Annotated in this window: 16 protein-coding genes; 9 read left to right on the top strand and 7 right to left on the bottom strand. The window is 60.4% G+C overall.

Features of this window, described 5'->3' with window-relative positions; translation table 11 throughout:
* Positions 1-28 precede the first annotated feature (28 nt).
* Positions 29-2,140, bottom strand: a complete 2,112-nt coding sequence (locus WS87_RS13900) for a DNA cytosine methyltransferase (protein ID WP_059820526.1) — start codon at positions 2,138-2,140, stop codon at positions 29-31.
* A gap of 5 nt (positions 2,141-2,145) precedes the next feature.
* Positions 2,146-2,670: a hypothetical protein gene (locus WS87_RS33615; protein WP_159085681.1), complete on the bottom strand. Its 525-nt coding sequence runs from the start codon at positions 2,668-2,670 to the stop codon at positions 2,146-2,148.
* 148 nt (positions 2,671-2,818) lie between these two features.
* Between WS87_RS33615 and WS87_RS13895 the strand changes: the two genes are divergently transcribed.
* Entirely contained in the window at positions 2,819-3,556 is a 738-nt protein-coding gene (locus WS87_RS13895; protein ID WP_082750747.1) for a type IV toxin-antitoxin system AbiEi family antitoxin domain-containing protein, read from the top strand.
* A 168-nt stretch (positions 3,557-3,724) separates the two neighbouring features.
* On the opposite strand, the gene WS87_RS13890 is transcribed toward WS87_RS13895, so the two are convergent.
* On the bottom strand, positions 3,725-4,189 hold the full coding sequence (locus WS87_RS13890; protein WP_059820527.1) for a hypothetical protein: 465 nt from the start codon (positions 4,187-4,189) through the stop codon (positions 3,725-3,727).
* A 79-nt stretch (positions 4,190-4,268) separates the two neighbouring features.
* On the bottom strand, positions 4,269-4,652 hold the full coding sequence (locus tag WS87_RS13885) for a hypothetical protein (RefSeq protein WP_107938162.1): 384 nt from the start codon (positions 4,650-4,652) through the stop codon (positions 4,269-4,271).
* A gap of 139 nt (positions 4,653-4,791) precedes the next feature.
* Here WS87_RS13885 and WS87_RS13880 point away from each other — a divergent pair, with 139 nt between their 5' ends.
* Positions 4,792-5,112 carry a helix-turn-helix domain-containing protein gene (locus WS87_RS13880; protein WP_059820529.1) on the top strand — a complete coding sequence of 107 codons (321 nt, stop codon included), beginning with the start codon at positions 4,792-4,794 and terminating at the stop codon, positions 5,110-5,112.
* Positions 5,113-5,130: 18 nt separating this feature from the next.
* Here the strand turns inward: WS87_RS13880 and WS87_RS13875 are convergent, their stop codons facing one another.
* From WS87_RS13875 to WS87_RS13865, 3 genes are read right to left on the bottom strand one after another with little or no spacing between them, the layout of a single operon-like run.
* Positions 5,131-5,868 carry a hypothetical protein gene (locus tag WS87_RS13875; RefSeq protein ID WP_059820530.1) on the bottom strand — a complete coding sequence of 246 codons (738 nt, stop codon included), beginning with the start codon at positions 5,866-5,868 and terminating at the stop codon, positions 5,131-5,133.
* Positions 5,865-6,638 (bottom strand): cobalamin biosynthesis protein CobQ, encoded by a 774-nt coding sequence (locus tag WS87_RS13870; RefSeq protein ID WP_059820538.1) that lies wholly within the window; start codon positions 6,636-6,638, stop codon positions 5,865-5,867. Before WS87_RS13870 ends, WS87_RS13875 begins: the two co-directional genes overlap by 4 nt.
* 8 nt (positions 6,639-6,646) lie before the next feature.
* Positions 6,647-7,141, bottom strand: coding sequence for a hypothetical protein (locus WS87_RS13865; RefSeq protein ID WP_159085680.1), 495 nt, complete (start codon positions 7,139-7,141; stop codon positions 6,647-6,649).
* A 506-nt stretch (positions 7,142-7,647) separates the two neighbouring features.
* Between WS87_RS13865 and WS87_RS13860 the strand changes: the two genes are divergently transcribed.
* The 7 genes from WS87_RS13860 to WS87_RS13830 all read left to right on the top strand — a co-directional run bounded on the left by WS87_RS13860 (position 7,648) and on the right by WS87_RS13830 (position 24,975).
* Complete coding sequence (locus WS87_RS13860) at positions 7,648-7,995, top strand: plasmid mobilization protein (protein ID WP_059820531.1); 348 nt, start codon at positions 7,648-7,650, stop codon at positions 7,993-7,995.
* A complete protein-coding gene (gene traI / locus WS87_RS13855; RefSeq protein ID WP_059820532.1) occupies positions 7,985-9,811 on the top strand; it encodes a TraI/MobA(P) family conjugative relaxase in 1,827 nt (608 codons plus the stop codon). The genes WS87_RS13860 and traI overlap by 11 nt, the downstream gene beginning before the upstream one ends.
* A 47-nt stretch (positions 9,812-9,858) precedes the next feature.
* Positions 9,859-10,389 carry a hypothetical protein gene (locus WS87_RS13850; protein ID WP_159085679.1) on the top strand — a complete coding sequence of 177 codons (531 nt, stop codon included), beginning with the start codon at positions 9,859-9,861 and terminating at the stop codon, positions 10,387-10,389.
* Between the two features lie 51 nt (positions 10,390-10,440).
* The gene (locus WS87_RS34695; protein ID WP_082750745.1) at positions 10,441-10,737 is read left to right on the top strand and encodes an AlpA family phage regulatory protein; all 297 of its coding nucleotides are present in this window, start codon (positions 10,441-10,443) and stop codon (positions 10,735-10,737) included.
* 993 nt (positions 10,738-11,730) lie between these two features.
* Entirely contained in the window at positions 11,731-22,449 is a 10,719-nt protein-coding gene (locus tag WS87_RS13835) for a hemagglutinin repeat-containing protein (RefSeq protein WP_236873192.1), read from the top strand.
* A 1-nt stretch (position 22,450) separates the two neighbouring features.
* Positions 22,451-22,879 carry a hypothetical protein gene (locus tag WS87_RS33610; RefSeq protein WP_159085677.1) on the top strand — a complete coding sequence of 143 codons (429 nt, stop codon included), beginning with the start codon at positions 22,451-22,453 and terminating at the stop codon, positions 22,877-22,879.
* Positions 22,880-23,217: 338 nt separating this feature from the next.
* Positions 23,218-24,975 (top strand): ShlB/FhaC/HecB family hemolysin secretion/activation protein, encoded by a 1,758-nt coding sequence (locus WS87_RS13830; protein ID WP_059820534.1) that lies wholly within the window; start codon positions 23,218-23,220, stop codon positions 24,973-24,975.
* Positions 24,976-25,025: the final 50 nt, after the last annotated feature.

Here is a 25,025-nt window from a genome sequence, read left to right as displayed (position 1 = left end):
TATGGCTCCCTCGGGGTTCTTGGTTTGATTAAAGCTGGAGAATAAATTCTGCCACGGCCTTTGTCACATTCGGGCAGACTGCGTTTGCGAGTTGCTGTTGCTTGTACATGAGGCCACCTTCGCCGCCAGTCGCGGTGCCTGCAAAACGAAACCAGTCAGGGAAGCTTTGCAGCCTTGCTGCTTCGCGCAACGAAAGGCCCCGATGCTGTGCCGGATGAATGATCATGCTTTTGCGATAGTGGCCCATGGTAATCGCGGGCTCTGACCATGCCAGGCGACGATAGATGTTGCTGTGCGTACGCTCTACGTCGGCGTAGTTTGTCATCAAGTCGCGAACGGCCTGCCAGTTTTGTCCTTGGCCAATGCCTTTGTATCGCTCGATAACATACTCCGCATGCCGCGAGGTGACGTGGTCCCAAATGATTCCTTTGGGAGCACCTCTGCGCATGGCTCGGAGAAAGGCGTTTTGCTGCAGACGGCTAGCATCCTCCTCATAGGGCCGCTCGGTTAGCGCATCCCCGTTGGCCAATTTCGGTAGATCGGCAATAGCATCGCGGACCGTTACATACGCCCTGTTCGTACCGGGTCCATGCGTCGGCTTAGGAAAAGGCCCCCACTTGCCAAAATCCTCCGAGGAGTAACCCACATCCTTGTGGATGCCAAGAAGGAAGAACCGATTGCGGTTCTGAGGTGCTCCGTACCAAACGGCATCGAGCAGTTTGGGAAAGACGAGATAGCCCATACCTCCGAGGCGCTCGAGAACGTGTGCGGCTACGCTCAAGTCCGAATTTGACTCCTCTCTGGGTGTCCACAGTATCCCCTGTACGTTCTCCATCAGCAGAACCTTTGGCGCCATCTGCGACACGCAGTCCAAGAAGGCATCGACTAGCCGGTTGTTCGGGTTTGAGCTCGACCAGCTGTTTCGGTTTGCACTTGAAAAACCCTGACAAGGGGGGCCGCCAATCAGCACATCGACATCCCCGTGTTCGCTTGCCATGGCTCCGAGGCGTGCTCTGACCTTGTCGGAACAAAGATCCATTGGGGCATACTCGGCCGGTGTCGTGTCAACTGGCGTAAGCCCTGCCTTCTGCATATAGGCATGGTTCTGCTTCAGCGTTTGCGTATAGATCGGATGGATTTCGGCCGATCCAGCGATGCGATAGCCCCGTCCGTCTGCTGTCCGTGCGCTGAGGAAGCCAAGGCCCATCCCCCCCGCTCCCGCAAAGAGCTCTACGATATTGAGCGTACTTTTATTCGCAGTCAGTCGTCGCCTGAACTGCACGGGCTGATCTTGCCATAGCGGGCGCTGGCTGGCTGCCTTCGCGTCGTGGCCTGCGGCGATCTTGCGATTGGCCCGCACGAGAATGTTCAGCGGCGAAGTGCCATCGCCGGTATCAGGGTTGCGGGTGGTGGCTGCACTAGTTGTCGATCGCTCTCGTTTGGCTTTGCGGGCTGCGAGCCGGACCCATCGCGTCCAAGCCAGCAGTTGAGCGAGCTTCTTGATGCCGTCGTCAAGGCTGAGCGATGTCATACCCACGAGCACGCCTCGTTGGTATCCTTTGATGCCGCCAATCGACAGAGCAAAGCAGGTCAATTCCTCCACGCCGCCAAGCGCCGCTTTTCCAAGATTTGCCGCATAGCATGCGGAGTCGCCCGCGGGCTTGCTCAGGTTGACCTGTTGCCAAGTCGCTGCTTCCACACGCTCCTTGGCCGGAGCGATACGTATTCCGTCGCGCGCGCGCGCGAATTCCACTTTGCGTGTTGGATCAATTTCGACAACATAGTGAAGTGTGCTGGGGCCATACGCCTCGAGGCGTTCCACCATCAGGGCGGCAGCCACCGTCCGGAAACTGCAGACAACGACTCCGGTACGCGCCTTCGCCGTTTCAAGAAGAGAAATGGCGGTGTCAACGCGCGAAGCTTCCTCGTCTAATTCCTGTTCGCTCGCAGCGGTCAGTATGTCGCCAGCAAGGCGGTAGAGCCTCATGCGAGAGGTGCCCGTCTTCCTGCCTTGGGCGCGTAGGTGCCCGGCAACCTCTTCTAGAATCCAGACCGGTCCCAGATCAGCCGTTGCGGCTCCGGCCCCCGCCAGAGTTTGGGCCTCAAATCCGAGTTCGGGTGTGGTCAATTCGACGCTCATGGTGGTCACGCTCCTGCGACACGCGCAGAGCGCGGAACTACGGCTGCGCCGAACTGAAGAGGCAACTGCTCCAAAGCGGGTAGGCTGCTTGCCCAGGCTGCCTGCAGCTGTTTCGCGAAGGGGCGCATGGGAACCAAGATGGCGGGAGCCTCGAGGTCAGGTTGACTGGTCAATAGAATCACGCTGCCTTGTTCAACTTGAATAAGAAGATGGTGGTCTGCCAAGTGCGGCCAACTCGTGTTGCGACAGATGGAAAACAGGTCAGTTGAAGCGCCGACCAGCGTTCCCACGCTAATGCCCATGGCTTTGACCAGGTGCCGTACCACAAGCAATGCCAGCGCATCGCCTGGCGTGAAGCACGGCGTGTAGCCATTCAGGCCGGCAAGCGGTGGTAGAACGCTGCGCCAATGGCGCAGCGTCTGATCAGACAATTGCGCCACTTCGGCAACTTGTTGAGGGGTAAGCCTTAGCATGGTTTCACTACATTCCGCATCTATCCTGTTGTTGACAACAGGATAGATGGTTATCACGGACCGGTCGATGATTTTTAGCGAGTTTGCCAGCGAGCTGGCGCACGACAAAGCACTGTTTGGAAAAGTTGTGATTATCGTAGTCATGCTACGACTAAGCAAATCTTTTCAAGTTGACATTGTTTGCGAAAAATGCGCCAATCGCAGTATGGCTACAAATAGGGCACGCAAGTTAAATGAGCTCTACACCCGGCTGGCTCCAGGGATCCTATTGACATCGGAGGACCTCGGGGCGCTGGGCATCTCAGCGGATCTGGCTGTCCACTACGTGCGGGCGGGGTGGCTTACGCGCTTGGCGCGTGGCGTATATATCCGTCCAAATGATGATTTGACCCTTAGTTCGTGCCTACCGCTTCTTCAGCGTCGACTCGATGGTCTGCATGTCGGCGGCAAGTCGGCGCTCGATTGGTGCGGCCCGCGACAAAATTTGCAACAGCAGTCGGAACTGCACCTATACGGCTGGACAGCGGGGCGTCTACCAGGGTGGTTTACTGAGCGCTTCCCCGCTGAGTACCATCGGAAGCGCCTGTTTGATGAACAACCCGACGCTATGCTTCATGTGGTTCCCTTGGAGCAGCGAAGCGGGCGTCCCCGAGTATCGGCGCCGGAGAGGGCGTTGCTCGAGCTACTCAGTGATGTTGGCGTGCGCCTGCCGCTGCAGGAGGCCCGTGAATTTGTCGCGTATTCCCGCGGCTTGCGCGCCGACGTACTGCGCGAATTGTTGCAGCGATGCACGAGTATTAAATCAGTGCGGCTTTGTCTTCAGCTCGGTCGTGAGGGGGCGCTACCCTGGGCGGCCAAGCTCGATCCAACTCGGCTCCCTACCGGCAGTAACCGGCCTTGGGTGTCCAAATCGGTCGAAGGTCTGCTTGTGCTTAAGCCATGAAACAAAGAGTTATCTCGCTCGGTATCGCGTCGCCGCGGTGATAGGCCAACGAAACCAGCAGGCGCTTCAATTCCCAGTGATCCGAACGATCCACATCGGGCACCGCCGACCCTGTAGTTGCTTTGCGCGCTCGCATGACGAGACGTGTCTCTATAGGATGGGAGTTCGTCACCAGATTCGTTGTGTGTTATCGGTCTCAACCGAGACACACATGAATGAGTCGCCGCGAACGGCGGCGTCAGCGGGCTCGATGCGCAGGAGAAAGTCGAAGTACCGCGCTGAGAGCTTCGCCAGTTGCTCCTGTACCGCACCGAGCCTGAGGAGGCACTGCGCATCCCAATTCATGCCCACGACGAGTTCACTCGTCTCGCAGTTCCATTCGCTCAGCAGAATTGCAGCGGCTCGAGCGTTTTCTTCGGCGAAGCGCTCGACGCGTTGCTCAATGTACCGCACGTCGTCGCGCATCAGCGTACCGTTGATGCGCAACGAGACGGTATGTGCCACCTCGTCGTGCTTCAGGTATACCGTCGCGATGCCGCCCAGATGTCGGGACACTCGGTCAAGCTGCTCGTCTTCCAGGTCGTCCTGAACGGGTAGCGCACCCGACAGGACGTAGCGTGCTGGTTCGTCCATCGTTTTCTCCGTGCATTCGGTTATGCTAGATCCTGGGTTGGTGCGGGCTGTTAGCGCGCTTCGCGTATCAAGTCGCGGGCTACCGGAACTTTTCCAGAATCCGTGCCTGGCGCTGCAGGAAGGCCTCCAGCTGCAGGTGCTCATCGGCGAGTTCTTCCAGCAGCTCAACGTGTTGGGCAAGTCCGATTGGTACGAACGACGCTTCACCGTAACGCACGCGGCGGAAGACGGCGCCGGCTCGTGCCCATTTCTGGGACAATTCCTTCACTGCGTTCTCGACTACCTCCGTTTCGTCGTCGGTAAGCGTGCCGCGAATGCGAATTACGAGGGAATGCGTGATGGCATCGGTCGCGAAGTAAATGTCTGCCGGGTCGGCAATCGTCTGGGCGAACTGCTGCGCATGGTAGTGCCGGAAGCTGTCGAGGACAGACAGGGCACCGCAGATTTCGTAGGTGTATGACATACAGCCTCCGTAACAAGTTTTCCGCCAGCCGCGTAAGGGCGTGTGCATACCTCACCGGTGGGCGATACGCTAGCAATCGGATGTTTACGAAGCTGAGTTTAGAACTTATTGATAATATTTCAAGGGAAATTCATATCAAATGAATGGGTTTGAGGCGCGCCTGAAAAGGGAGCGATCGCGTTTAGGGCTGAATCAGACCGAATTGGCAACGCTCGGTGGGGTCCAGCAGCACGCCCAGTACCAGTACGAGAAAGGTTTGCGTCGGCCGAACGCCGATTACCTGAGCGCGATCGCAACTGCCGGTGTGGATATCTTGTATGTCCTTACCGGAGTAGAGGGAGCTCGCCTCGAGAACCCGAATGAGCAACGGATCATTTCCGGGTTTCGAGCGCTCGACGCGCGCAAGCGCGAAGTGATTTTGGCGTTGATCGAAGCGATTGCTGAGCCTGCGCAGGAATAGATTCGCCGGCTACCCCCGTCATTTCAGCGGATGGGCAGGGCGCTGTTGAGCGCGGCATGTCGCTGATGCGGGCGCGTCGCTGGCCGGCTGGTGGTTGCTCCAGTACACCATCAGCCCGAACATCAGAGCTGCGTAGACCACGACGGTCCCCATGGCCAGTGCCACCGCATGACGCACGCCGCGCCGGGTCGACGCGGCAGTACGCCGGGCGGCGTCATCGACTTTTGCGACCGCCGCATCGACAGACGCCACGAAACGTTGTCGAACCTGTTCGAGCGCCGCGCCATGCTCGGTCGCGCTATGGATCAGTAGGCCGTCTCTCCCAATCAGGCATTGCGTCACGTCCCGCACAATGCCGTTTGTGCCCTTGTCGACGAGCTTGGTGATTTGCCGGACCGCGAGTTCGGCGAGGACCTTGCGATATTCGACGGCCGACGCCCGTTCGATGTCCAGCATGGTTTCCCGCAAGCCCAGCACCGCTTTAGATTGCGCGTCGATCACGGCCTGCGCTTGGTGGCTGGCTTCTCGTGCCCTGTTGCCGATCTTGCGCAAAGCCAGATCGGCAGCATCCTCGATGGCTGTTGTCGCATCCTTGATCTGCGCTTTCAGCTCGTCGAGGGTCATCTGCGTGATCGCAAACGGGATCCACGACGGATCGTCGAACGTCAGCCCGTAGGCGATCGCCATTTCGCGAATGCGCTCCCGGTCGTCGGGATCGAGCCGCGAGAGCAGCAGGTCGAACGCCTCGCTGCTCATGGTGCGATCACCTCCAGCCCCAGATACTCGGCAGCCTGGTCGCATTCGACGTCGACCGCCTGCATCCAGCGGTGCAGGCGCGAGCGCTGCGGCGTGGTCAGCCGGATATCCTTTCGCGCTGCCGAGAACGTCAGCAACCGCTCGTCGATGGCGACGAGCACGCCGGCTTGCAGCTTCGGCAACGCAATCTCAATGCCGCAGGACTCGGCCAGCATTGTGCGGCCAGGACTGGCCGAACAGGTCGCATTGCCATACCACATGAAAAAATCCTCGCGATCTCCGAACCACTGATTGATCGCGACCACGTAGTCGGCCTGTTCCCCGGCCAATTCGATCATCTCACGTACCGTGCGGGTGCTGGCGCTGAACGGCGACAGGACGTTGACGAGCGTCGCGCGATAGCCGGCCCGCGCCAGTTCCGCAAAAAATCCCGTCTCGGCGTCGAACTGTTTCAGTTGCGTGAGCGATGCGGCCGGCATGTCGGCGAGCACCAGCGGCCGACCAAGATCAACCGCTGCGAGTAACTGATCGCGCTCCCGTTCTGGACCAGTGAAGCGGATCGGTACGACGCCGTCCGGCACCTGATCCGCGACCGGCTCGCCGTGCGCATCGAGCTTCGCATAGAACTGGAACAGGTTGCCGATCTCGCCGTCGCCGTCGATCATCAACGTGTCGCGTTGTTCGCGCCGGAACCGGTCCGCCAACGCCCGCGCCTTCAGACTTTTACCGGTCCCGCCCTTGTCGCCGCAGACCATCACGAATCGTTTCATCGCAGATTTCATCGTTGGCCCCGTTTCGTGGCGCCCTGAGTCAATGCCGAACCCAGCGGCGTGATTGTCGGGCCGCGTGGCACGTCCGTCTTTGCTTCCGATGCTGTAATCGGTTGATCAGCGACCGGCCACAGGCCGGCTTGGCCAGCACCGGCTACCACTACAGCTTGCGGCACCGGTGGCGCGGCGGTCATGCGCCGTTTGTGGGGCCGTTTCGCACGTGGGCGCTTGGCGTCCGGTTGCGCATTGATTAGCGCCTGTCGCAGCGCTGTCTGAATCGTGCTGGGCGACACGTCGATGCCGGCGACGTCCTTGAAGAACACTGCGAGATCGCGGATGCGCCAGCCCGATTCCAGCGCTGCACGCAGCGCATCGGCGCGCCGGAGGATTTCCTGCGCCAGCGGGGGGGCGGCGCCGGGCGGCGTACGTTCCCGCATCCCTTCCAGCGCTGCATCGAGCATGGCCCACTGATCGGGCGAAGGGCGTTGCCGTTTGGTGGTCATCGTGCCGTCCTGTCGAAATCGATCCCGTTCGGGCATGTCTTCACCGTACACACGCAACGACACGGCAGCTGTAACAGGATCGATCACCGCGCGTTACAACAGCGCGCCGATCGGCGCGCGTTTGTTCGCCGTTGTTCAAACCCGAAATCAGCGCTTACCGTTTTATGGTCCACACAGCCCGGTTGGCGCGGCACACTGGTCTTGCGTCGAGGCTGCGTGTTCGCTGCGCCGCCCGTGACGGCGCGGTGTGCAGCGTGTGCAAATCGATCACGCCAGGATGCTCGGCGAGCGTGCGGTATTCGTGCCGATACGTTTGGCGTTCACGACGACGCGCATCAACAGCGGGGGCAGGGTGAGGGTTGTGCAACCGCGCGCATGCGCGCCGTTGCCCATCGCCAGGCCGCCACTCGCTGTTGCTCGTTGTGCCTGACTACCCCCCTGCTCAGGGCGCTGCCCCGAGACCCCGCGCGCCGCCCACGCGCACTCACGCCGAAGGAGGCGCTCACATGACCCACGGCACCGAAAACAGGCAGCGCACGATTGTCGTCGGCGTGCGTGTGACGGGGGACGAACACGTCGCCCTTCTGCAGAAGGCGAATGATTGCGGCCTCACGCTTGCGGCGTATTTCCGCGCGTGCGCACTGGGCCGGAAGACGAGAAGCGCCACGACCAGCCGTATGCTCGATGCGCTGACGGTTCTGGGCAACGAACAGCGCCGCATCGGCGGCTTGATCAAGCATTTGCGGGGCGAGGATTATCTGTCGGCCCATGAACGCGCCACGTTGATAGGGCAGATTGAAACCTCGCAGCGCGCCGTCATCGACGCGATTCGGCGCGTCGACCATGCTGGCTAAGATTCCACCGAAGCGCGGCGACGCACGCAGCAGCTTCCGCTCGTTGATCGAATACGTGACGCGGATTGACGAAGGACAAACCGCCGACATCGAGACCTTCACGAACTGCCTGTCGCTGGAGACGGCCCACGTAGAAATGCGTGCGGTCGCGGATCGGAGCGCGCGCGTGCGGGATCCAGTACTCCACTTCGTGATCTCGTGGCGCGAGGGTGAGCAGCCGAATGTGGCGCAGCTGCATGAAGCCGGCCGCACGGCACTCGAGGCACTGAGCATGCCACCCGACGCGCATCAGTACGTGTTTGCTGTCCATCGCGACACGGACAACGTGCATCTGCATGTCGTCGCGAATCGCGTGAGTCTGGACAGCGGGCGTGCCGTGCATCCTGGACTGGGCTACCTGAAACTGGATCGCTGTATGCGTGAACTGGAGCTACGCCAGGGCTGGCAGCACGATCGTGGACCGTACGCCGTCGTCGATCGCGGTGGTCAACGCGTCATCGAGCGGGATCGCACGCATCGAATGGAGCGACCCTCGCAACCGGCACGAGCGCGCGACATGGAGGCATTTGGCGGTATGGAGAGCTTGGCCACGTACGTGAACGGGGCGCCGAAGCAGGCGGTGCTGGCGGCGCTCAAGCAGCCCGGTGTGACGTGGCAGGACGTGCATGAGGCACTGGCGCGACACGGATTGGAGCTACGCATCAAGGGGCAGGGGCTGGCGATCGTCGCGAAAGGGCGCGACGACCTGACGCCGCTGAAGGCGAGCAGCGTGCACGAACACCTGGGCCGCGGCAAGCTGGAAAAGCGTCTCGGACCGTGGGTTGAGCCAATTCGGGCGATTCGGGTCTCGAGCGCTGAACGACGGTATCTGGAACGGGAAATCGATGGTGCGCGCGCCGTACGCCGCGAAGCACGGGCCCGCATGCGGGCCGACCTGCGCGCAAGCTATGAGCGCGACCGCACGAAACAGCAACGCGGCTTCGACACGGCGCGGCAACAGATGCGCACTCGGCACCGTAACGACTATCGCGCATTGCTGGATCGGCATCGACAGGCGCGCGAGCGAATCCGCAACAGCGGCATGCGCTCGGTCGAACGCAAGGCGGCGTATTCCATATCGGCCTTCGAGCGTGCGCGTGAACTCGAGATTCTGCGCGAGCAACAGGAAGAGGAGCGCGCGGCGCTGATGCGACCGCAAAGCTACCGCGAATGGGTGGAGATGCGGGCAAAGGAAGGCGATGAAGCGGCGATTGCGCAACTGCGCGGCTGGACCTACGCGGCGCGACGCCGGCGCAAGCAACCAGTGGAACCCGAGCGCCGTAACCGGATTACCGGCCTGTTTGGAGACGACCTCGATCCGCTGCCGCCGAAGCGGGTACGGGTCATGGAGCACTGGACGTGGCGCGTCGACACCGCGAGCGGCAACGTCGACTATCTGCGCGAAGGCGCGCGGCAGTTTACCGACGAAGGGTGGGGCGTCGTGTTTGCGTCTAATGCTGCGCAGTGGGACGCGATGCTGACGGGACTATTGCTCGCACGTCAGAAATTCGGCTCGACCATCGACGTGAGCGGCAGCGAGGAGTTCAGGGAACGGACTGCAATGGTGGTCGTCACCTATCGGCTCAACATAACGTTTGGTGACGAGGCGCTGGAGGCACGGCGGAAGCAACTCATGCAAGCGCGGGAGCAATGTGAGCACGCGCGGGAAGCGCAGAGAACGTTACCTGCTCCGCAGCCACCGCGAGTCGTTGATCGGTTGCCGGAATCGCAGCTGGCACCGAATCCGGAGCGGTCATCCGATGGACCTGAGCGCTAGGGACGTACGGTCTTGATTTTATGAAACCCGAAGCATAGGTTGTAGTCATGAACCCTATTCCTGATCCTCTCGATCCGTATCGACGCGGGCCAAGCGGCGACGCAGAGGTATTGCCGGGATATGCCATTCGCATGTGCTGCGAGGGATTCCGTTCGCAGCTCAATCGCGTCTCACATGAGAATCGGTCGGTGGCGATTGGGGTGCTCGGCTCGTTCGCGATACTCACGACGTTCGCGTTGCTGTTCAGCATTGGGGTCCACCGCGTTCCGATGCTCGTCTGCTTCGTCGGTATGGTCGCGTGGGTCGCGATCTTCTACGGTCTGTCCGGATGGATGCAATGGAACAGGATTCGGTCTGCCAGGCTGCTGCGAGTGGGCCGCATGAACGCGTGGCTTGCGATGCTGGGGCTATGCGTGCGGTTGGGATGGCGCGCAGTCGCGCAACGCATCCGCATGACACTCGACATGCTGCCTGTCGTCCTGACTCGTCTTAGGGCACGCCTGCATATGCGGCTGGGCTTGACCGACCTTAACCTCACCGTATTCCGCATCGTTCCGCCGAAGACTCCGCACGCCTGAGTGTTGCGCGGATTGTTTCGCCTCTTGCTGCGCGCGCGGCGTACTCCCCTGATGGACCCGAAGAGGCTGCCTATGTTTGGAGGCAGTCTGATGGCTCGGAAGACTTCTGTGCCGTGGCCGACCGGGCCGCTCGTCCCCGGTTATCTGCTGCGCTTTACGGATTTACGACTTTACGTTCGCCTGTCTCGGCAAACTGTTCTGGCGTTGGAGCAGGCGGGGCGCTTCCCGCAGGCCGTGCGGTTCGGGGCGCGCTGTACGCTCTGGCGCTCAGACGACGTGATCGAGTGGTTGGCAGACCCGGAGCGTTACCGGGTACTGCCTCCAGACGAGCGTTGTGGTGAGCGATGAGCGTGCTCGATCATATTGCAGCGCGTTGTCGAGCTATGTGAAAAAGCGGTGCATTCGGGCGCCGGCGGATTGGTGATCGGCGCGATTGCAACTGGCTTCGACAGTAGACAGATTGGAGATGCGGAGCCTCGATAGCCCTAATGAAATCGGGGCTGGCGGCCGAACGACGAAGCGAGAGCCGTCAATTCGCGACGAACGAAAATTGAGCAGTGACTTGGTGCAAGCTCTGCCATGAGTTCGCCAACGCATGCGCCACGCAACCTGCGAGTCAAGACGTCAGAATGCGCGCAAACACTGCGGGCATCGAAACTGCACTGTGTTGCATATTGGCGATATGGGCAGTCGTTGCACTGCATCCTGATATGCGAGGGAACTTTGTCACATTGCGTTGGTGAAAATTTTTTTGGTAAGGGAGAAATTGTTAAATAAAGAATAATCTCATCGTCATAATGTGACTGATTGATGGCGCAAGTTTTTTGAGCATCGCGCGTTGCTGCTATGCGCAAATTCCGGCGCTTATGAATGATGTTACTGATCCGCGCTGTATCGTGTGGATGCATATCGGCACGAGGGACGTGACACATGACGCCCTACCTGGTCAGACACGAAGGCCGAGCGCTTTTTCTTCGATCAATCCATGGTGGATCGGGGTGTTGTTAAGTTTATAGTTATTTGTGGATGAGGAAAATGTTTAGGCGGGTCGAAGTATCTATTAACTGAGCGAATTTGATCCGAATCGACCTGACAGCATTAGCGGCAAGCGCACAGTCATCGCTTGGCCGGTATTCGTTCGCGTCTTGCAATCCTTGACAGTGTGCGGGAAAGCGTTTCGGTAGATTGCGGCGTGAGGGGCCGCTATTCCGCCGCAATCTCAAGTCAAGAAATATTGAGAATCTTCGGCAGCGTTGCGTTCGACGTTAGAGAGCGTCCCTGTACTTGTGCAAGGCGTTCCGATCCATTTGCTTGACGTCTAAAAAAGCGCTTGCCGTATCCATGAATAAGAACCAATATCGTCTGGTGTTCAGCCGCGTGCGCGGCATGCTGGTAGCGGTCGAGGAGACCGCTCATGCAACGGGGAAAGTCAGCAAGGGAGAGGCACCGCGCGCCGTTGCCAATCGCGCATTGAGCGCTTTGGCGAGCTTCGCCTTGCGCCATGCCGCGTTCGCGGTGCTGATTGCGGCCGGCGTTATACCGATGTGGGCGAGCGCTCAGGTCGTGGGTGCGGGCGCGAACGCGCCGTCAGTCATCCAGACGCAAAACGGTCTTCAGCAAGTCAACATTACGAAGCCGAGCGGCGCGGGTGTGTCGCTGAACACCTATTCGCAGTTCGATGTGCCCAAAGTCGGCGTTATCGTCAATAACTCACCCACGCTGACGAACACGCAGCAGGCGGGGTACATCAACGGCAACCCGAACCTCAGCCCGAACGGTTCGGCCAAGATCATCATCAACCAGGTCAACAGCAACAATCCTTCGCAACTGAAAGGTTTTGTCGAGATCGCCGGCCAACGGGCCGAGATGATCATCTCGAATCCGTCGGGCCTCGTAGTCGACGGTGGCGGCTTTATCAACACCTCGCGCGCAATCCTGACGACTGGCACGCCGAATCTGAATGCGGACGGTTCGCTGGGGGGCTTCAGCGTGACACGCGGCCTCATCACGGTACAAGGCGCGGGCCTGACCGCCACGAATGTGGATCAGGTTGATCTTATTTCCAGAGCCGTACAGGCCAATGCAGTCATCTACGCATCGAACCTGAACGTGATCGCTGGCGCGAATCAGGTCAGTCACGACACGCTCCAGGCGACTCGAATTCAGGGGGATGGTGCAGCCCCTGCCGTTGCAATTGACGTGGGTCAATTGGGCGGAATGTACAGTAATCGCATCTTTTTGGTTGGGACCGAGGGGGGCGTCGGGGTCCGGAACGCGGGGTCGATCGCGGCTGATGCGATGGGCCTGACGTTGACCACAGATGGTAGGTTGGTGCAGTCGGGCAAGATCAGTTCGGTCGGCAACGTCGCGGTATCGGCTGCGGGTGGAATCGAGAACAGCGGCACGACCTACGGTCAGCAGTCGGTATCGCTGAATACTGGCGCCGATTTGACGAATACCGGAACGGTTGCGGCGCAACATAACGTCGGCGTGACGGCGGGTTCGCTGAATTCGATGGGCCTGCTGGGCGCGGGCGTGAACAGCGACGGTACCGTCACGCAAGCCGGCGACCTGCAAGTCACGACGACGGGCCAACTGAACGCGACCGGCAAGAACGTCGCGGGCGGCAACGTGTCGGCGACCGGCTACGGCGTGAACCTCGCGGGCAGCACGACGGCTGCGAACGGCAACCTGTCCCTGAACGCGACGGGCGGCGACGTGAATCTCACGAACGCGACCACGAGCGCTCAAGGGGCAGTCACGGCCAACGCCGCAGGAACGGTCATCAACGATCACGGTAGCCTGACGAGCGGAGGTAGTACGACGCTGACGGGCGGCAACGTATCGAACCAGGGCGGCACAGTGTCGTCGCAAGGACCGTTGTCCGTGACGGTCGCCGGTCAGATCGCCAACCAGGCCGGTGTGCTCGTGTCGGAAAGCACGATGGCGCTGCGCGGCAGCACCGTCGCGAATAATCAAGGCACGATCCAGAGCGCCGGCCATGCGACTGTCGACGGCGTGACGATCGACAACACGGCCGGCCGCATCACATCGCTCAATACCGATGGAATGGTGTTGACGGCAACCGGCCAGCTCACTAACGTGGGGGGCACGACCGCGAACGGTGCGCAAGGCGGCGTGATTGGCGGCAACGGCGATGTGACCATCCAAGGCGGCAATATCGCCAACCACGCGACGATTACGTCGAACACGAATCTTCATGTGTCCGGGCAATCGGTCGACAACAGCGGCGGAGTGCTTCAAGCTGCCCAGGGCGTGACGGTCGATGCCGGCACGCACCTCGCCAATAGCGGCGGCAGCATCGTCGGCCAGACGGCTGCGTTGAGCGGCACCACGCTCGACAACAGTTCCGGTACCGTGCAGGCGGATCAGGTTTCGTTGACCGCAACCAACGTGGTGAACCACGGCGGCACGATTACGCAGACCGGCACCGGCACGATGGCCGTCAATGTCGCGGGTACGCTCGACAACTCGAGCGGCGGCACGCTGCAGACCAACAGCACCGATCTGACGCTCGCGCCCGCGGCACTTGTGAACGACGGCGGTACGATCACGCACGCCGGCACCGGTACGTTGACGCTCGGCAATGGATCGGGCTCGGTGTCGAACATCGGCGGCAAGATCGCCAGCAATGGACGTATCACGGCACAAAGCGGTTCGCTGAACAACACGTCGGGTTCGATCGATGCCCAGGCCGGGTTGACCGCTGCGGTTGGCGGCGTGTTGAACAACACCAACGGTAAGCTGCTGTCCAATACGGACCTGGGCATCACCAGCGGCACGCTGACGAATGACGGCGGACAGATCGGCGCGAGCACGAATGCGGTAATACATACCGGCTCGATGACCAATCAGGGCGGAACGATTGTCGCGCCGAACTTGTCGGTGACCGCCGATTCGACACTCGACAACAGCGGCGGTACGCTCGAAGCGAACCAGATGGTACTGACCACGCCGAACTTGACGAACCACGGCGGGACGATCACGCAGTTTGGATCGTCCGCGATGGGTGTCAATGTGAGCGGCACGCTGGACAACTCAGCGGGCGGCGTGATTCAGACGAACAGCACGGACCTCACGCTCGCTCCGGCCCAACTGAACAATGGGGGCGGGACACTCACGCATGCCGGTACGGGCACGCTGACGATCGAACCGGGCAACGGCGCCAGCGCGCTGAACAATGCAGGCGGCACCATCGTCACCAAGGGCCAAGCGGTGGTTGACGCGAGCACTTGGGACAACTCGGGCGGTATCCTCGCCGCACAGGGCAGCATCACCGGGGCGATCGCGGGCGATGTGAACAACTCGCAGGGGCTGGTGCGTGCCGGAACGTCACTGTCGTTGACGAACGGCGGCGCGCTGGTGAATCAGGGCGGGCACATTCAGTCCGGCCAGGCGACGGCGGGCGATACAAGCACGCTCAGCATCCAATCGGCATCGATCAACAATGCTGATGGCTCGATTACCGATCTTGGTGCCGGCAAGATGACGGTGCAGGGCGGCAGCCAGATCACCAACAGCCATGCGGGCGGTGTGTCCGGCATGGGCGCAATCACCGGTAACGGTGACGTGACGGTCAGCGCGACGTCGATTTCCAACACCCAGGGCGGCCAACTGAGCGGCGCAAGCCTCCACGTTCAAGGGACGACCCTGGACAACAGTGGCGGGCAGATCGGCAACGTCGCGAATTCGAGTGGCGATGTGGACGTGACGACGTCCGGCACAGTCACGAACACGAACGGACAGATCAGCTCCACGCACGACCTGACGGTAACGGCTCCGACGCTGCAGGGCGGCGGGACTTACAGCGCGGCCCACGATGCCAACGTGAACCTGCAGGGCGATTTCTCGGTGACGCCCGACTACCAGTTCAACGTCGGTCACGATCTTGCGTTCACGTTGCCTGGCACGTTCGACAATAGCGGCAACGTGCAGTCTGTCAACAATCTGAACGTCAGTGCGGGCAACATCGTCAACTCAGGCGCACTAGCGGCCGGTGGGTTGCTGCATACGCAATCGGTCAATCTGACCAACACGGGTGCGATCGTGGGCGGCAGCGTGTCGCTCAACGCAACGGGCACGGTGTCGAACCTCGGGCCGACCGCGCTGATTGGTGCGTCGGACAGCAACGGCACGCTCGAAATTCTCGCGAATGACATCGAGAACCGTGACGATACGACGGCGACCGACACGCTGGCGACGACGGCCATCTTCGGTATGGGCAAGGTTGTCCTGGCCGGTGGCAAGGACACCAGCGGCAACTACACGAACGCGGCCTTGATCAACAATTCGTCGGCGTTGATCCAGTCCGGCGGCGACATGGAATTGCATGCCGACAAGATCACGAACACGCGTCGCGTGATGACGACTTCGACGGGCTCGGTCGATCCCGCGACGTTGGCGCCGTTCGGCGTTCCTATCAAGGGCCAAACGGGCCAGGTGGGCGTGAAAGACCCGACCAGCATCGGCGGCGTGTATACCGATCCGCCCCACGGCGGTCAGTGGAACAGTACGTATCAATACACGACCTACTACGCGGATAGCGCGACCGCGACGACCGTGACCAGCATCAGCCCGGCTGCTCAAATCGTGTCGGGCGGCAGTATCAATGCATCAACAGTCGCCACCCTGCAAAACTACTGGAGCAGCATCACGGCAGTTGGCAATGTCCAGATGCCGAAGAGCTACGATGCCAACGGGTGGGCTGCCACCGGACAACAGGCGCCGAGCGTGACGGTGTCTTACTCCGGGCAGTACCACTACAACAACTACGACAACAGCGAATACAACTGGCAGTTGCCGTTCGGCAACGCCACATTTGTGACAGGGCGTCCCGGCGGCTATACGCAAGCCGCACCGGCGTGGGTCAAGACGTATTCGCTGCCGAGCTACGATTCGACTTTGGGTTCGAACGGGACGATTTCTGGAACCGGCGTGAGCATCAACAACACGGCGGGCAACGCGTCGATCCCGTCGCTGGGCTTGCTGCCCGGGCAAGCGGTACCCGGCCTGACGATTGGCGGACTGAGCGGTAGCGCGAGCGGTACGAAGTCGGGGGCCGCGGCGGTACATGGTGGTGTGACCACGGTCGATCCGGTCATCGCGAGTGCGACCGCTGCGAATGTGTTGAACAATTTGACGATCCCGCAGGGCGGCTTGTTCAAACCGAATCCGTCGCCGAACGCGAGCTATGTGATCGAGACGAATCCGGCGTTCATGAACCAGAAGAGTTTCATCTCGAGCGACTACTTCTTCGGTCAGATCGGTGTCGACCTTACCCACATTCCGAAGAGGCTGGGTGACGGCTTCTACGAGCAGCAATTGGTTCGCAACCAAGTCACGTCGCTGACGGGCCGGGCGGTGCTCGGTCCGTACGCGGATCTCCAGTCGATGTACCAGTCGCTGATGGCGGCAGGCGCTTCGCTGGAAAAGTCGCTCAACCTTCCGTTGGGCGCGAGCCTGTCGGCCGAGCAGGTGTCGCAGCTCACGAGCAACGTGATCATGATGGAGACGCGCGTTGTTGACGGGCAGTCGGTGCTTGTGCCGGTCGTGTATCTCGCGAAGGCCAATCAGCAGAATATCAACGGTCCGCTGATTACGGCCACCGACATCGACCTGAAGGACGCACAGAACTTCACCAACAGCGGCACGGTGAAGGCGGACAACACGCTGTCGATCCAGGGCAAGCAGATCGACAACGCATTCGGTGCGCTGCAGAGCGGTGGCCTGATGTCGTTGACGACGACGGGCAATGTCGATTTGACTTCGGCCAAGGTCCAAGCCGGTAGCTTGAACCTGAATGCCGGCGGCGACCTGATTCTCGATACCGCAGTGAAGACCGACAAGCGGGTCAGCCGCGATGGCGCAACGAGCGTCACGTCGACGCTCGGGCCGATCGCTCAGATTGACGTCAAGGGCGATGCAGCAATCGTGACCGGTGGAAACCTTGAACAGCACGCGGGTGCGCTGACGGTTGGTGGAAATCTCGGCATGCTCGTCGGTGGGAACTACGACCTCGGTACGCAGCAAGTCGGCGAGCACAAGATTGTCCAGCGGGCGAATGGTGTCTCGAATACCGACATCAATGGCGTGGTGGGCAGCGCTGTGAATGTCGGTGGTGTGTCGATGATCGGCGTGAATGGTGACTTGACCGCGAGTGGCGCGCAGATCAACTTGGGTAATGGCGGCACGATCGCTGCCAAGGGGAATGTCACGCTCGGCGCGGCGAGCACGACTTCGACGGTCGACAGCAACAGTTCGGGTAGCGATCATCACGGCAGCTATACGGAAACGTTGCATACGTCTGACCAGACCGTGGTTGGCACGACGCTGCATAGCGGCAATACCTTAAACGTTGCTTCGGGCAAGGACATCAACGTCGTCGGAAGCACGATTACGCTTGATCAGGGCAACGTGGGCCTGATGGCAGTCGGCAACGTGAATGTTGGTGCGGCGACCGAAACGCACGTGTCCAACATGGACGAATCGCATGACCATGGCGGTTTCGCAAGTCATACGAGCGCGACGAATCGGGTTGACCAGACCACCACGTACGCCAATGGCAGCACGATCTCGGCTGACGGCGTGACGGTTGTGAGCGGGAAAGACATCAACGTCACCGGCAGCGCCATTGTCGGGACGCACGATGTAGCACTTTCCGCTAAGGACAATGTCAACATCTCGGCAGCGACCAATACCTATCAGGACAACGAGTACCATCAAGAGAAGCATTCTGGCCTGTCGGGCTCGGGCGGTCTGGGCATCACGATTGGATCGAGCGAGCAGAGCGATCGGTATAACGCTACTTCGACGACGCAGAGCCAGTCGCGCAGCGCGGTCGGCAGCGTTGAAGGCAACGTGACCGTGTCGGGCGGAAAGGACGTCCATATCAGCGGCAGCGACATCGTGGCAGGCAAGGCCGCAGGCGATACCACTGGGGCAACGGGCAACATCAGCATCGCTGGACAGAATGTCACGATTGATCCTGGACAGGACCGAGCGCAATCGCACGATCAGCGGGAAGCGCATTCGAGTGGCCTGACGGTGGCCGTGACCGGTACGCCGTTCGATACGGTGCGCAACCTGAAAGCGGATGCGTCGTCGGGCAACGGGTTTCAGCGCGGCCAATCGGTGCTGACCGAAATCGGCGCAAGCGCCGCGGACGTGCCGTCGATTTCGGTGACGTATGGTCAGAGCCGCAGCAGCAGTACAACCGATATGTCGAGCCTGACGAACGCTGGAAGCACGGTACGGGGCGGCGGCAATGTGACCGTGAAAGCGACCGGCGGCGCGCAGAAGGATGCGAGCGGCAACATCGTGGACGGCGATATTGCGGTGATCGGCTCGGCGATCAGCGCGGGCGGCACGGCGACGCTGGATGCCAACCGCAACGTGACGTTGCAGGCATCGACGGACCAGCTTCAGCAGAGTACGTCGTCGAGCAGTTCCAGTACGAGCCTTGCGTTAATTTCGACACCGAGTCTCGGTGATGTCGCCCGATGGATCGGCGGTACGGCCAACAGCGGCGGGAACAGTCCGTCTCCGTACAACGCGAGCCGGAGCAATTCGGACGGCAGCCAGATGCTGACCCAGCAAACGGCGTCGTCGGTCACGGGTAACAGCGTCGTCATCAAGAGCAAGACCGGCGACATCAACGTCGTCGGCTCCGGCGTCAGTGGAACGCAAGGCGTCGATCTGATTGCAACGCAGGGCGCGATCAATGTACTGGCGGGCCTCGATACCAACGTCACGCATCAGGAATCGAGCAGCCACCAGGTTGGCAGCCTCGGCAGTAACGGTACGGCTACGGGTTTTTCGGTGGGCGTTGCGAACAGCCATAGCGTGCAGGATACGGCGTCGCAGACGCAGAGCACGATGCGTAGCCAGATCGTGAGCGGCAACGGTAATGTGACGCTCGATGCGAAGCGGGACATTACGGTGGCTGGCTCAGACCTGAGCGCGGGCAAGGATTTGACGCTGATCGGCAAGAACCTGAATCTCGATCCGGGAACGGACGCAACACAGAGCCGGATGAGTCAGGATTCGAGCCAGTTCGGCGTGAGTGTTGCGCTTGGCGGTGCTGTTGGCAATGCAATTGCGCAGGCGAATCAGGCGTTTGGCCAACCGGCGCGCGGCGGCGACTCGCGGTTGGCGGCGCTCGACAAGGCACAGGCCGGACTTGCCGCATACAACGCATATCAAGTTGGTAGTGCATTGAGTAACGGGCAGCCAACGAATCAGGCACTGGTCAAGGCGACGGTCAGCATTGGCGGCGGTACCAGCCACAGCGAAGCGCAATCGAGCTCGGTCGCCAACGACGGGAGCGCGCTGCACGCTGGCGGTAAGGCAACGCTGATTGCAACGGGGAGCGGAGCCAAGGATGCGAATGGCTTTGCGACCGACGGTGACATCAATGCCAGCGGGACGCAGATTAGCGCGCAGAACGTTGAGCTGAGCGCGGCGCGCGATATCAACCTGACAAGCGCGAAGGATACTAGCCAGCAGTCGAGCAGCAACAGCAGCAGCGGCGGCAGTATCGGTGTCGGGGCTGCTCTCGGCGGACAGCAGAATGGCTTTACGCTGGAACTAGGTGCAAGCACGGCACACGGACATGCGAACGGTAACAGCGTGACGAATCGGGATACGCAGATTACCGCGAGCGATACGCTGTCGATGACAAGCGGACGCGATACAAACCTGCGCGGGGCGGAGGTGTCGGGCAATACCGTCAACGCAAGCGTTGGACGCGACCTGAACATCCAGAGCCAGCAGGACACCAGCACCTACGACAGCAAGCAATCGAGCGCCGGATTCCAGGCAAGTATTTGCGTGCCGCCGTTCTGCTATGGCCAGACGGTCAGCGGCAGCGCGAGCGCGAGCGAGCAGAACATCAACGCGAACTATCAATCGGTGAACCAGCAAAGCGGCATCTATGCGGGTACCGGCGGGTATAACGTGAACGTTGGGAACCATACGCAGCTCGACGGGGGCGTGATCGCCAGCACGGCGACGCCGGATAAGAACAGCTTGTCGACGCAGACGCTTGGCTATTCGAATCTGGAGAACCACGCGTCTTACTCGGGCGATACGGTGGGCGTCAGCGCGAGCGGTGGATTCGGGCACAGCACGCCGGGCGGCGTGAATCTCAATACGCCTGTCAAGCAGGGCGCGAGCAACGTACCGGGAGCGCAGAACTCGCAAGGCTTGGGACCGAGCGGATTCTCGGCAGCTGGCACGAGCAGCGACGCGTCGGGGACGACCTATGCGGCTGTCAGTCCTGGGAAGATCACGGTACGCGGTGACACGGGTACCGGACACGACAGCACTGCTGGGCTGAGCCGTGACACGGCGAATGCGAACGGTGCGGTACAGAACACGTTCAATGCGCAGAACGTGCAGAACGACATCGCGGTTCAGCAGTCGGTCGGCCAAGTCGGTATGCAGGTGGTGGGCGACGTAGCGAACGCATTGCAAAACAAGGCAATCGCAGACGAAACCAAGGCCCGACTGGCATACGCCAACGCTAGTGCCACAGGCGACACGGCCGGGATGGCCCAGGCACAGGCAGATTTCACGGCGGCGCAACAGCAGGAAGCTTTGTGGGGTAACGATGGTGCCGCACGCATTGCGTCGCACGCAGGAGTAGCTGCAATCGGGGCGGCGATGGGCGGTGGCAATGTGGCCGGGGCGGTCGCTGGCACGGTAGCCGGTGACATGGCAGGCAACGCCGTTGGGAACGCGCTCGGCGATACACTGGGCGGCACGTTGTTGGCGAATGCGGCGTCGGGGCTGGCTGGTGCGGCGGCGGGCGGTTTGCTGGGCGGCTCGGCTGGTGCGATGAGCGGCGCAAATGGTGCATTGAGCGCGGATCTGTTCAATCGCCAACTTCACCCGCAAGAACGCACCATGATTTCTACGGCGGCGAAGGGTATTGCAGCCGCGATCGGTAAGACACAGGCTGATCAAGCGACGCTGACTGACTACTGGACCAATATGCTGACGTTGGCGGCAGGCGCAAAGGTAGACGCGGCCGCGCAGTCGCAGCTCACGAATTACGTATTCCAGTTGGCGCAGGCTGCCCAAGCGTCGGGCAATACGCAGACCCTGAACAGCTTTATGCAAAATCTGGTGATTGCACAGAACGCGATTGATCGGATGTCGGGCTACACGATCTCGGGGACGACCGGTCCGATCGTGGCGGATGGTAGCCCGGTCAAGACGTTCCAATCGACTACTGCGCAGTACAACGATAAGTACTTGTTCGATTCACCGGCTGGCACCGCGCAGGCGTTAGCGCCGGGACAGACGCCACATACAGCAGGGATTGGAGAGAAAAACTACGCTACGGCCGGTGCGATAAATCAGCAGGTGGCGGGCTTTGAGCAAAACGTGCTTCAGCGAGCTGGGGCGTCGAACGGCGCAGTTACGCCGGACTACACGGTCGAGAATCTGGTAGGGGGGGCGGCCGTCGGCAAGATTGTTTCACGCGTGCTCGGCGCGGTCTTCGGCTCAGGAGCCGAAGGAGCGGTGCAAGCCGTCGTAGACAGCAAAGTTGCTGGTGTAGCGGATGGTGCTGGCGGTGCTGTTGGAGTACCGAAGACTATTCCTTATCAGCCGAGCGGGACCGTGATTCTGCAGGGAAATGCGCCAGTATGTGGTCCAGCGTGTGCGGCAATGGTTATTACAGATAACACCGGAAACTCAGTCAGTTTGGCAGACGCGATAGGTAGTTTCACAAATGGTATCCGACCAACGGGCGTCAGCACGACCGAGCTATCGAGCGTAATATCAAACGCTGGAGTGCAGAATACTGTTGAGACGGTGATGTTGCCAGGGCAACTGAGTCGAGTGTTGTCAAATGGGCAGTCAGCAATAGTTAATGTAAACGGGCACTTTATCATCGTGGACAGCGAAACGATGGTTAATGGAGTCTCGTACTACATGACTCGGGACCCCTACGTGGGTCCCCGTGGAGTCTTGGCTAGCGCACTAAATTCTGTTATGTCACGTGGCGTCAATGCAATTGTGATAGGGAAGTAACATGGACGTGAAAGATTTGCTAGATTCGCGGAGCCTGAAGCCTGGTGATCGTGTTGAAGTATCCGGCTGGCTGGTTGATACAAGCGATGGCTTGTTCATCTTGGGAGATCATTGGCCTGAAAATTATGAATACCCTTATAGGGTCAAGATCGCCAACGGAAATATCATGTATCCACTTTTGGAACAAGTTCCGAGCTTGGGCGGTGGATGGTCGCTTATATTTTATCGGGCAAAAATAAGTGCCGTTGTGGAATGTTGTTTGCCCTGGATTTTGAGGGCAGAAAACATATGCATAGAGCCTGACAGGGGAAGCGGCCGGTATGTGGATGTCGATGTCAGGCCGGAAATAGTTTCGTCATATGTTAAAAATAATGGTGAATATAAATTCGAAAGAAATAGAAATCCGGTCCGGGACTGGCTGGATGATTGATATTTGTAAATCGATGCATCGACGGGTTTAAATTCTTGTTGTGGCGCCCTTGTGGTTGTGCTCGCGAGAGTGAGATGTTGCCGTCGGAATGCTCCTCTAGAAAAGAGGGTCTTGGTTGGCATAGAGCCTGGAAGCGAAACACGAAAGCCCACGAGCGTTGGCTGTACCCAGAGGCTTATCAAAGTCGATGTGGCAGTGCGCTACAGAAAGCAGCAGTTTTGCGGCGGAGCTAGCGCCACTGTAGTCGGTGTGCATTCGAGATGCACGCTTTCGCAGCTGATAAGACGGCGTGCATTCTCAACGTTTATGTAGCAGGCTGAATCAGGGGTTAGTTGATAATGAGAATAAGGAATCGGCTGGTGGCTTTGCCATTCACAGCCTTGATGTCGCTCGGGGGACACGCGCAGCAGGCTCCGACACCTGCAGACCAAGCCGCCGCCGCGCGCGCAAATGCGGAACAGGATCGGCAGGCACAGCAACAACGCGACGCGCAGCAGCGCGACGCGACTGTGCGCGCCCCTTCCGTGCGCTCGGACGTGCCGAAGATTGAAGCGTATCCCGTGCTTCCAACTGAAACGCCGTGCTTTCGCATCGACCGCTTCACGCTCGACGTGCCGGCCTCGTTGCCTGACGCCGAGAAGGCGCAAGGCGCGTCGGCCCTGCCGATGGATCGCTTCGCCTTCGCGCGCGAATGGCTGAACCACTACGCTGGGCAATGCGTCGGCAAGCAAGGCGTTGACGTGCTGGTCAAGGGGTTGTCTCAGGCGATTTTGGCACGCGGCTACGTCACCACGCGCGTGCTCGTCCCTGAGCAAGACCTGTCGAGCGGCACGCTCAAACTGTCATTGATTCCCGGCGTGATTCGTCATGTCCGCTTCGCCGACGAAAAGCTGCGCGGCACGTGGAAAACCGCGTTCCCGACCGGCGATGGCGAAGTGCTGAACTTGCGCGACCTTGAGCAAGGTATCGAGCAAATGAAACGCGTGACGAGTCAGGACGTCTCGATGCAGATCGTTCCCGGCGAGTTGCCCGGCGAAAGCGACGTGGTGCTCGACGTGAAACGCGGTAAGCCGTGGACCGTTGTCGCATCGATCGATAATTCAGGCACGCGCGCTACGGGCAAGCTTCAAGGCAACCTGTCAGTCGGCATCGACAACCCGCTCGGCCTGAATGACATATTCAACGTCGGCGTGAGCCAGGACCTTGAGTTCGGCGACAACCGCCTCGGCTCGCACGGCTGGAACAGCTTCTACTCGATTCCATGGGGTTACTGGACAGCCACACTGTCCGCAAGCACGAACACCTATTATCAGCAGATCGCGGGCGTGAACCAGACGTTCGTCGCGAGCGGTAATTCGAAGACGGTGGACTTCAAGCTGGCCAGTGTGATTGCGCGCAGCCAGAACGACGTGCTGGGCGGGTATTTCCGGTTGTCGCGCCGGTTCGGGAAAAGCTTCATTGAAGACACCGAGATTTCGCAGCAGCGCCGCAACAATACGATCATCGAGCTGGGCCTGACCGATCGGCACTACTTCGACGGCGCGCAGCTCGACGGCTCGCTCGCATATCGCCAGGGCGTCGGCGGATTCGGCGCGCAGAACGACACGCTGGCGACAGGCGGCCCGACGTATCGCTTCAAGATGGCCGTGCTCGACGCGAATCTATCGGTGCCGTTCGAGATCAGCAAGCAGCCGTTTCGCTATGTCGGCACGTTTCACGGCCAGTACACCGGTGACACCCTGTACTACCTCGACGACATGACGATCGGCAGCCGGTACACCGTGCGCGGTTTCGACGGAGAGACGATGCTGGCGGCGGCGCGCGGCTTCTACTGGCGCAACGAATTGCAAATGCCGATCGGTCAAACGGGACAAGCGATATACGCAGGGCTGGACTATGGCCGCGTGTGGGGACCGCAACCGATCGCGCTCGTCGGTACGCAATTGGCGGGGGCGGTCATCGGCGTGAAGGGCAGCATGGGAACACGGTTCGGCGCATGCGCGTACGACCTGTTCGCGGGTACGCCGGTTTACAAACCGTCGGGCTTCCCAACCGCGCGTGTCACAGTTGGATTCCAAGTGACGGCTCAATTTTGACCACTTTTTCTGACGTCGATGACATGAAGTCTTTCTTGCGGACTTTCAAC

This window comes from Burkholderia sp. MSMB0856, from assembly GCF_001524645.2.
GTDB classification, from domain to species: domain Bacteria; phylum Pseudomonadota; class Gammaproteobacteria; order Burkholderiales; family Burkholderiaceae; genus Burkholderia; species Burkholderia diffusa.
This window is presented reverse-complemented; position numbering and strand designations above follow the sequence as displayed.

Excerpts from the sequence above, each read along its gene's own strand:
- WS87_RS13900 (WP_059820526.1), bottom strand. The coding sequence starts at position 2,140 with ATGAGCGTCGAATTGACCACACCCGAACTCGGATTTGAGGCCCAAACT.
- WS87_RS13895 (WP_082750747.1), top strand. The coding sequence starts at position 2,819 with ATGGCTACAAATAGGGCACGCAAGTTAAATGAGCTCTACACCCGGCTG.
- WS87_RS13890 (WP_059820527.1), bottom strand. The coding sequence starts at position 4,189 with ATGGACGAACCAGCACGCTACGTCCTGTCGGGTGCGCTACCCGTTCAG.
- WS87_RS13885 (WP_107938162.1), bottom strand. The coding sequence starts at position 4,652 with ATGTCATACACCTACGAAATCTGCGGTGCCCTGTCTGTCCTCGACAGC.
- WS87_RS13880 (WP_059820529.1), top strand. The coding sequence starts at position 4,792 with ATGAATGGGTTTGAGGCGCGCCTGAAAAGGGAGCGATCGCGTTTAGGG.
- WS87_RS13875 (WP_059820530.1), bottom strand. The coding sequence starts at position 5,868 with ATGAGCAGCGAGGCGTTCGACCTGCTGCTCTCGCGGCTCGATCCCGAC.
- WS87_RS13870 (WP_059820538.1), bottom strand. The coding sequence starts at position 6,638 with ATGAAACGATTCGTGATGGTCTGCGGCGACAAGGGCGGGACCGGTAAA.
- WS87_RS13865 (WP_159085680.1), bottom strand. The coding sequence starts at position 7,141 with ATGACCACCAAACGGCAACGCCCTTCGCCCGATCAGTGGGCCATGCTC.
- WS87_RS13860 (WP_059820531.1), top strand. The coding sequence starts at position 7,648 with ATGACCCACGGCACCGAAAACAGGCAGCGCACGATTGTCGTCGGCGTG.
- traI (WP_059820532.1), top strand. The coding sequence starts at position 7,985 with ATGCTGGCTAAGATTCCACCGAAGCGCGGCGACGCACGCAGCAGCTTC.
- WS87_RS13850 (WP_159085679.1), top strand. The coding sequence starts at position 9,859 with ATGAACCCTATTCCTGATCCTCTCGATCCGTATCGACGCGGGCCAAGC.
- WS87_RS34695 (WP_082750745.1), top strand. The coding sequence starts at position 10,441 with ATGGACCCGAAGAGGCTGCCTATGTTTGGAGGCAGTCTGATGGCTCGG.
- WS87_RS13835 (WP_236873192.1), top strand. The coding sequence starts at position 11,731 with ATGAATAAGAACCAATATCGTCTGGTGTTCAGCCGCGTGCGCGGCATG.
- WS87_RS33610 (WP_159085677.1), top strand. The coding sequence starts at position 22,451 with ATGGACGTGAAAGATTTGCTAGATTCGCGGAGCCTGAAGCCTGGTGAT.
- WS87_RS13830 (WP_059820534.1), top strand. The coding sequence starts at position 23,218 with ATGAGAATAAGGAATCGGCTGGTGGCTTTGCCATTCACAGCCTTGATG.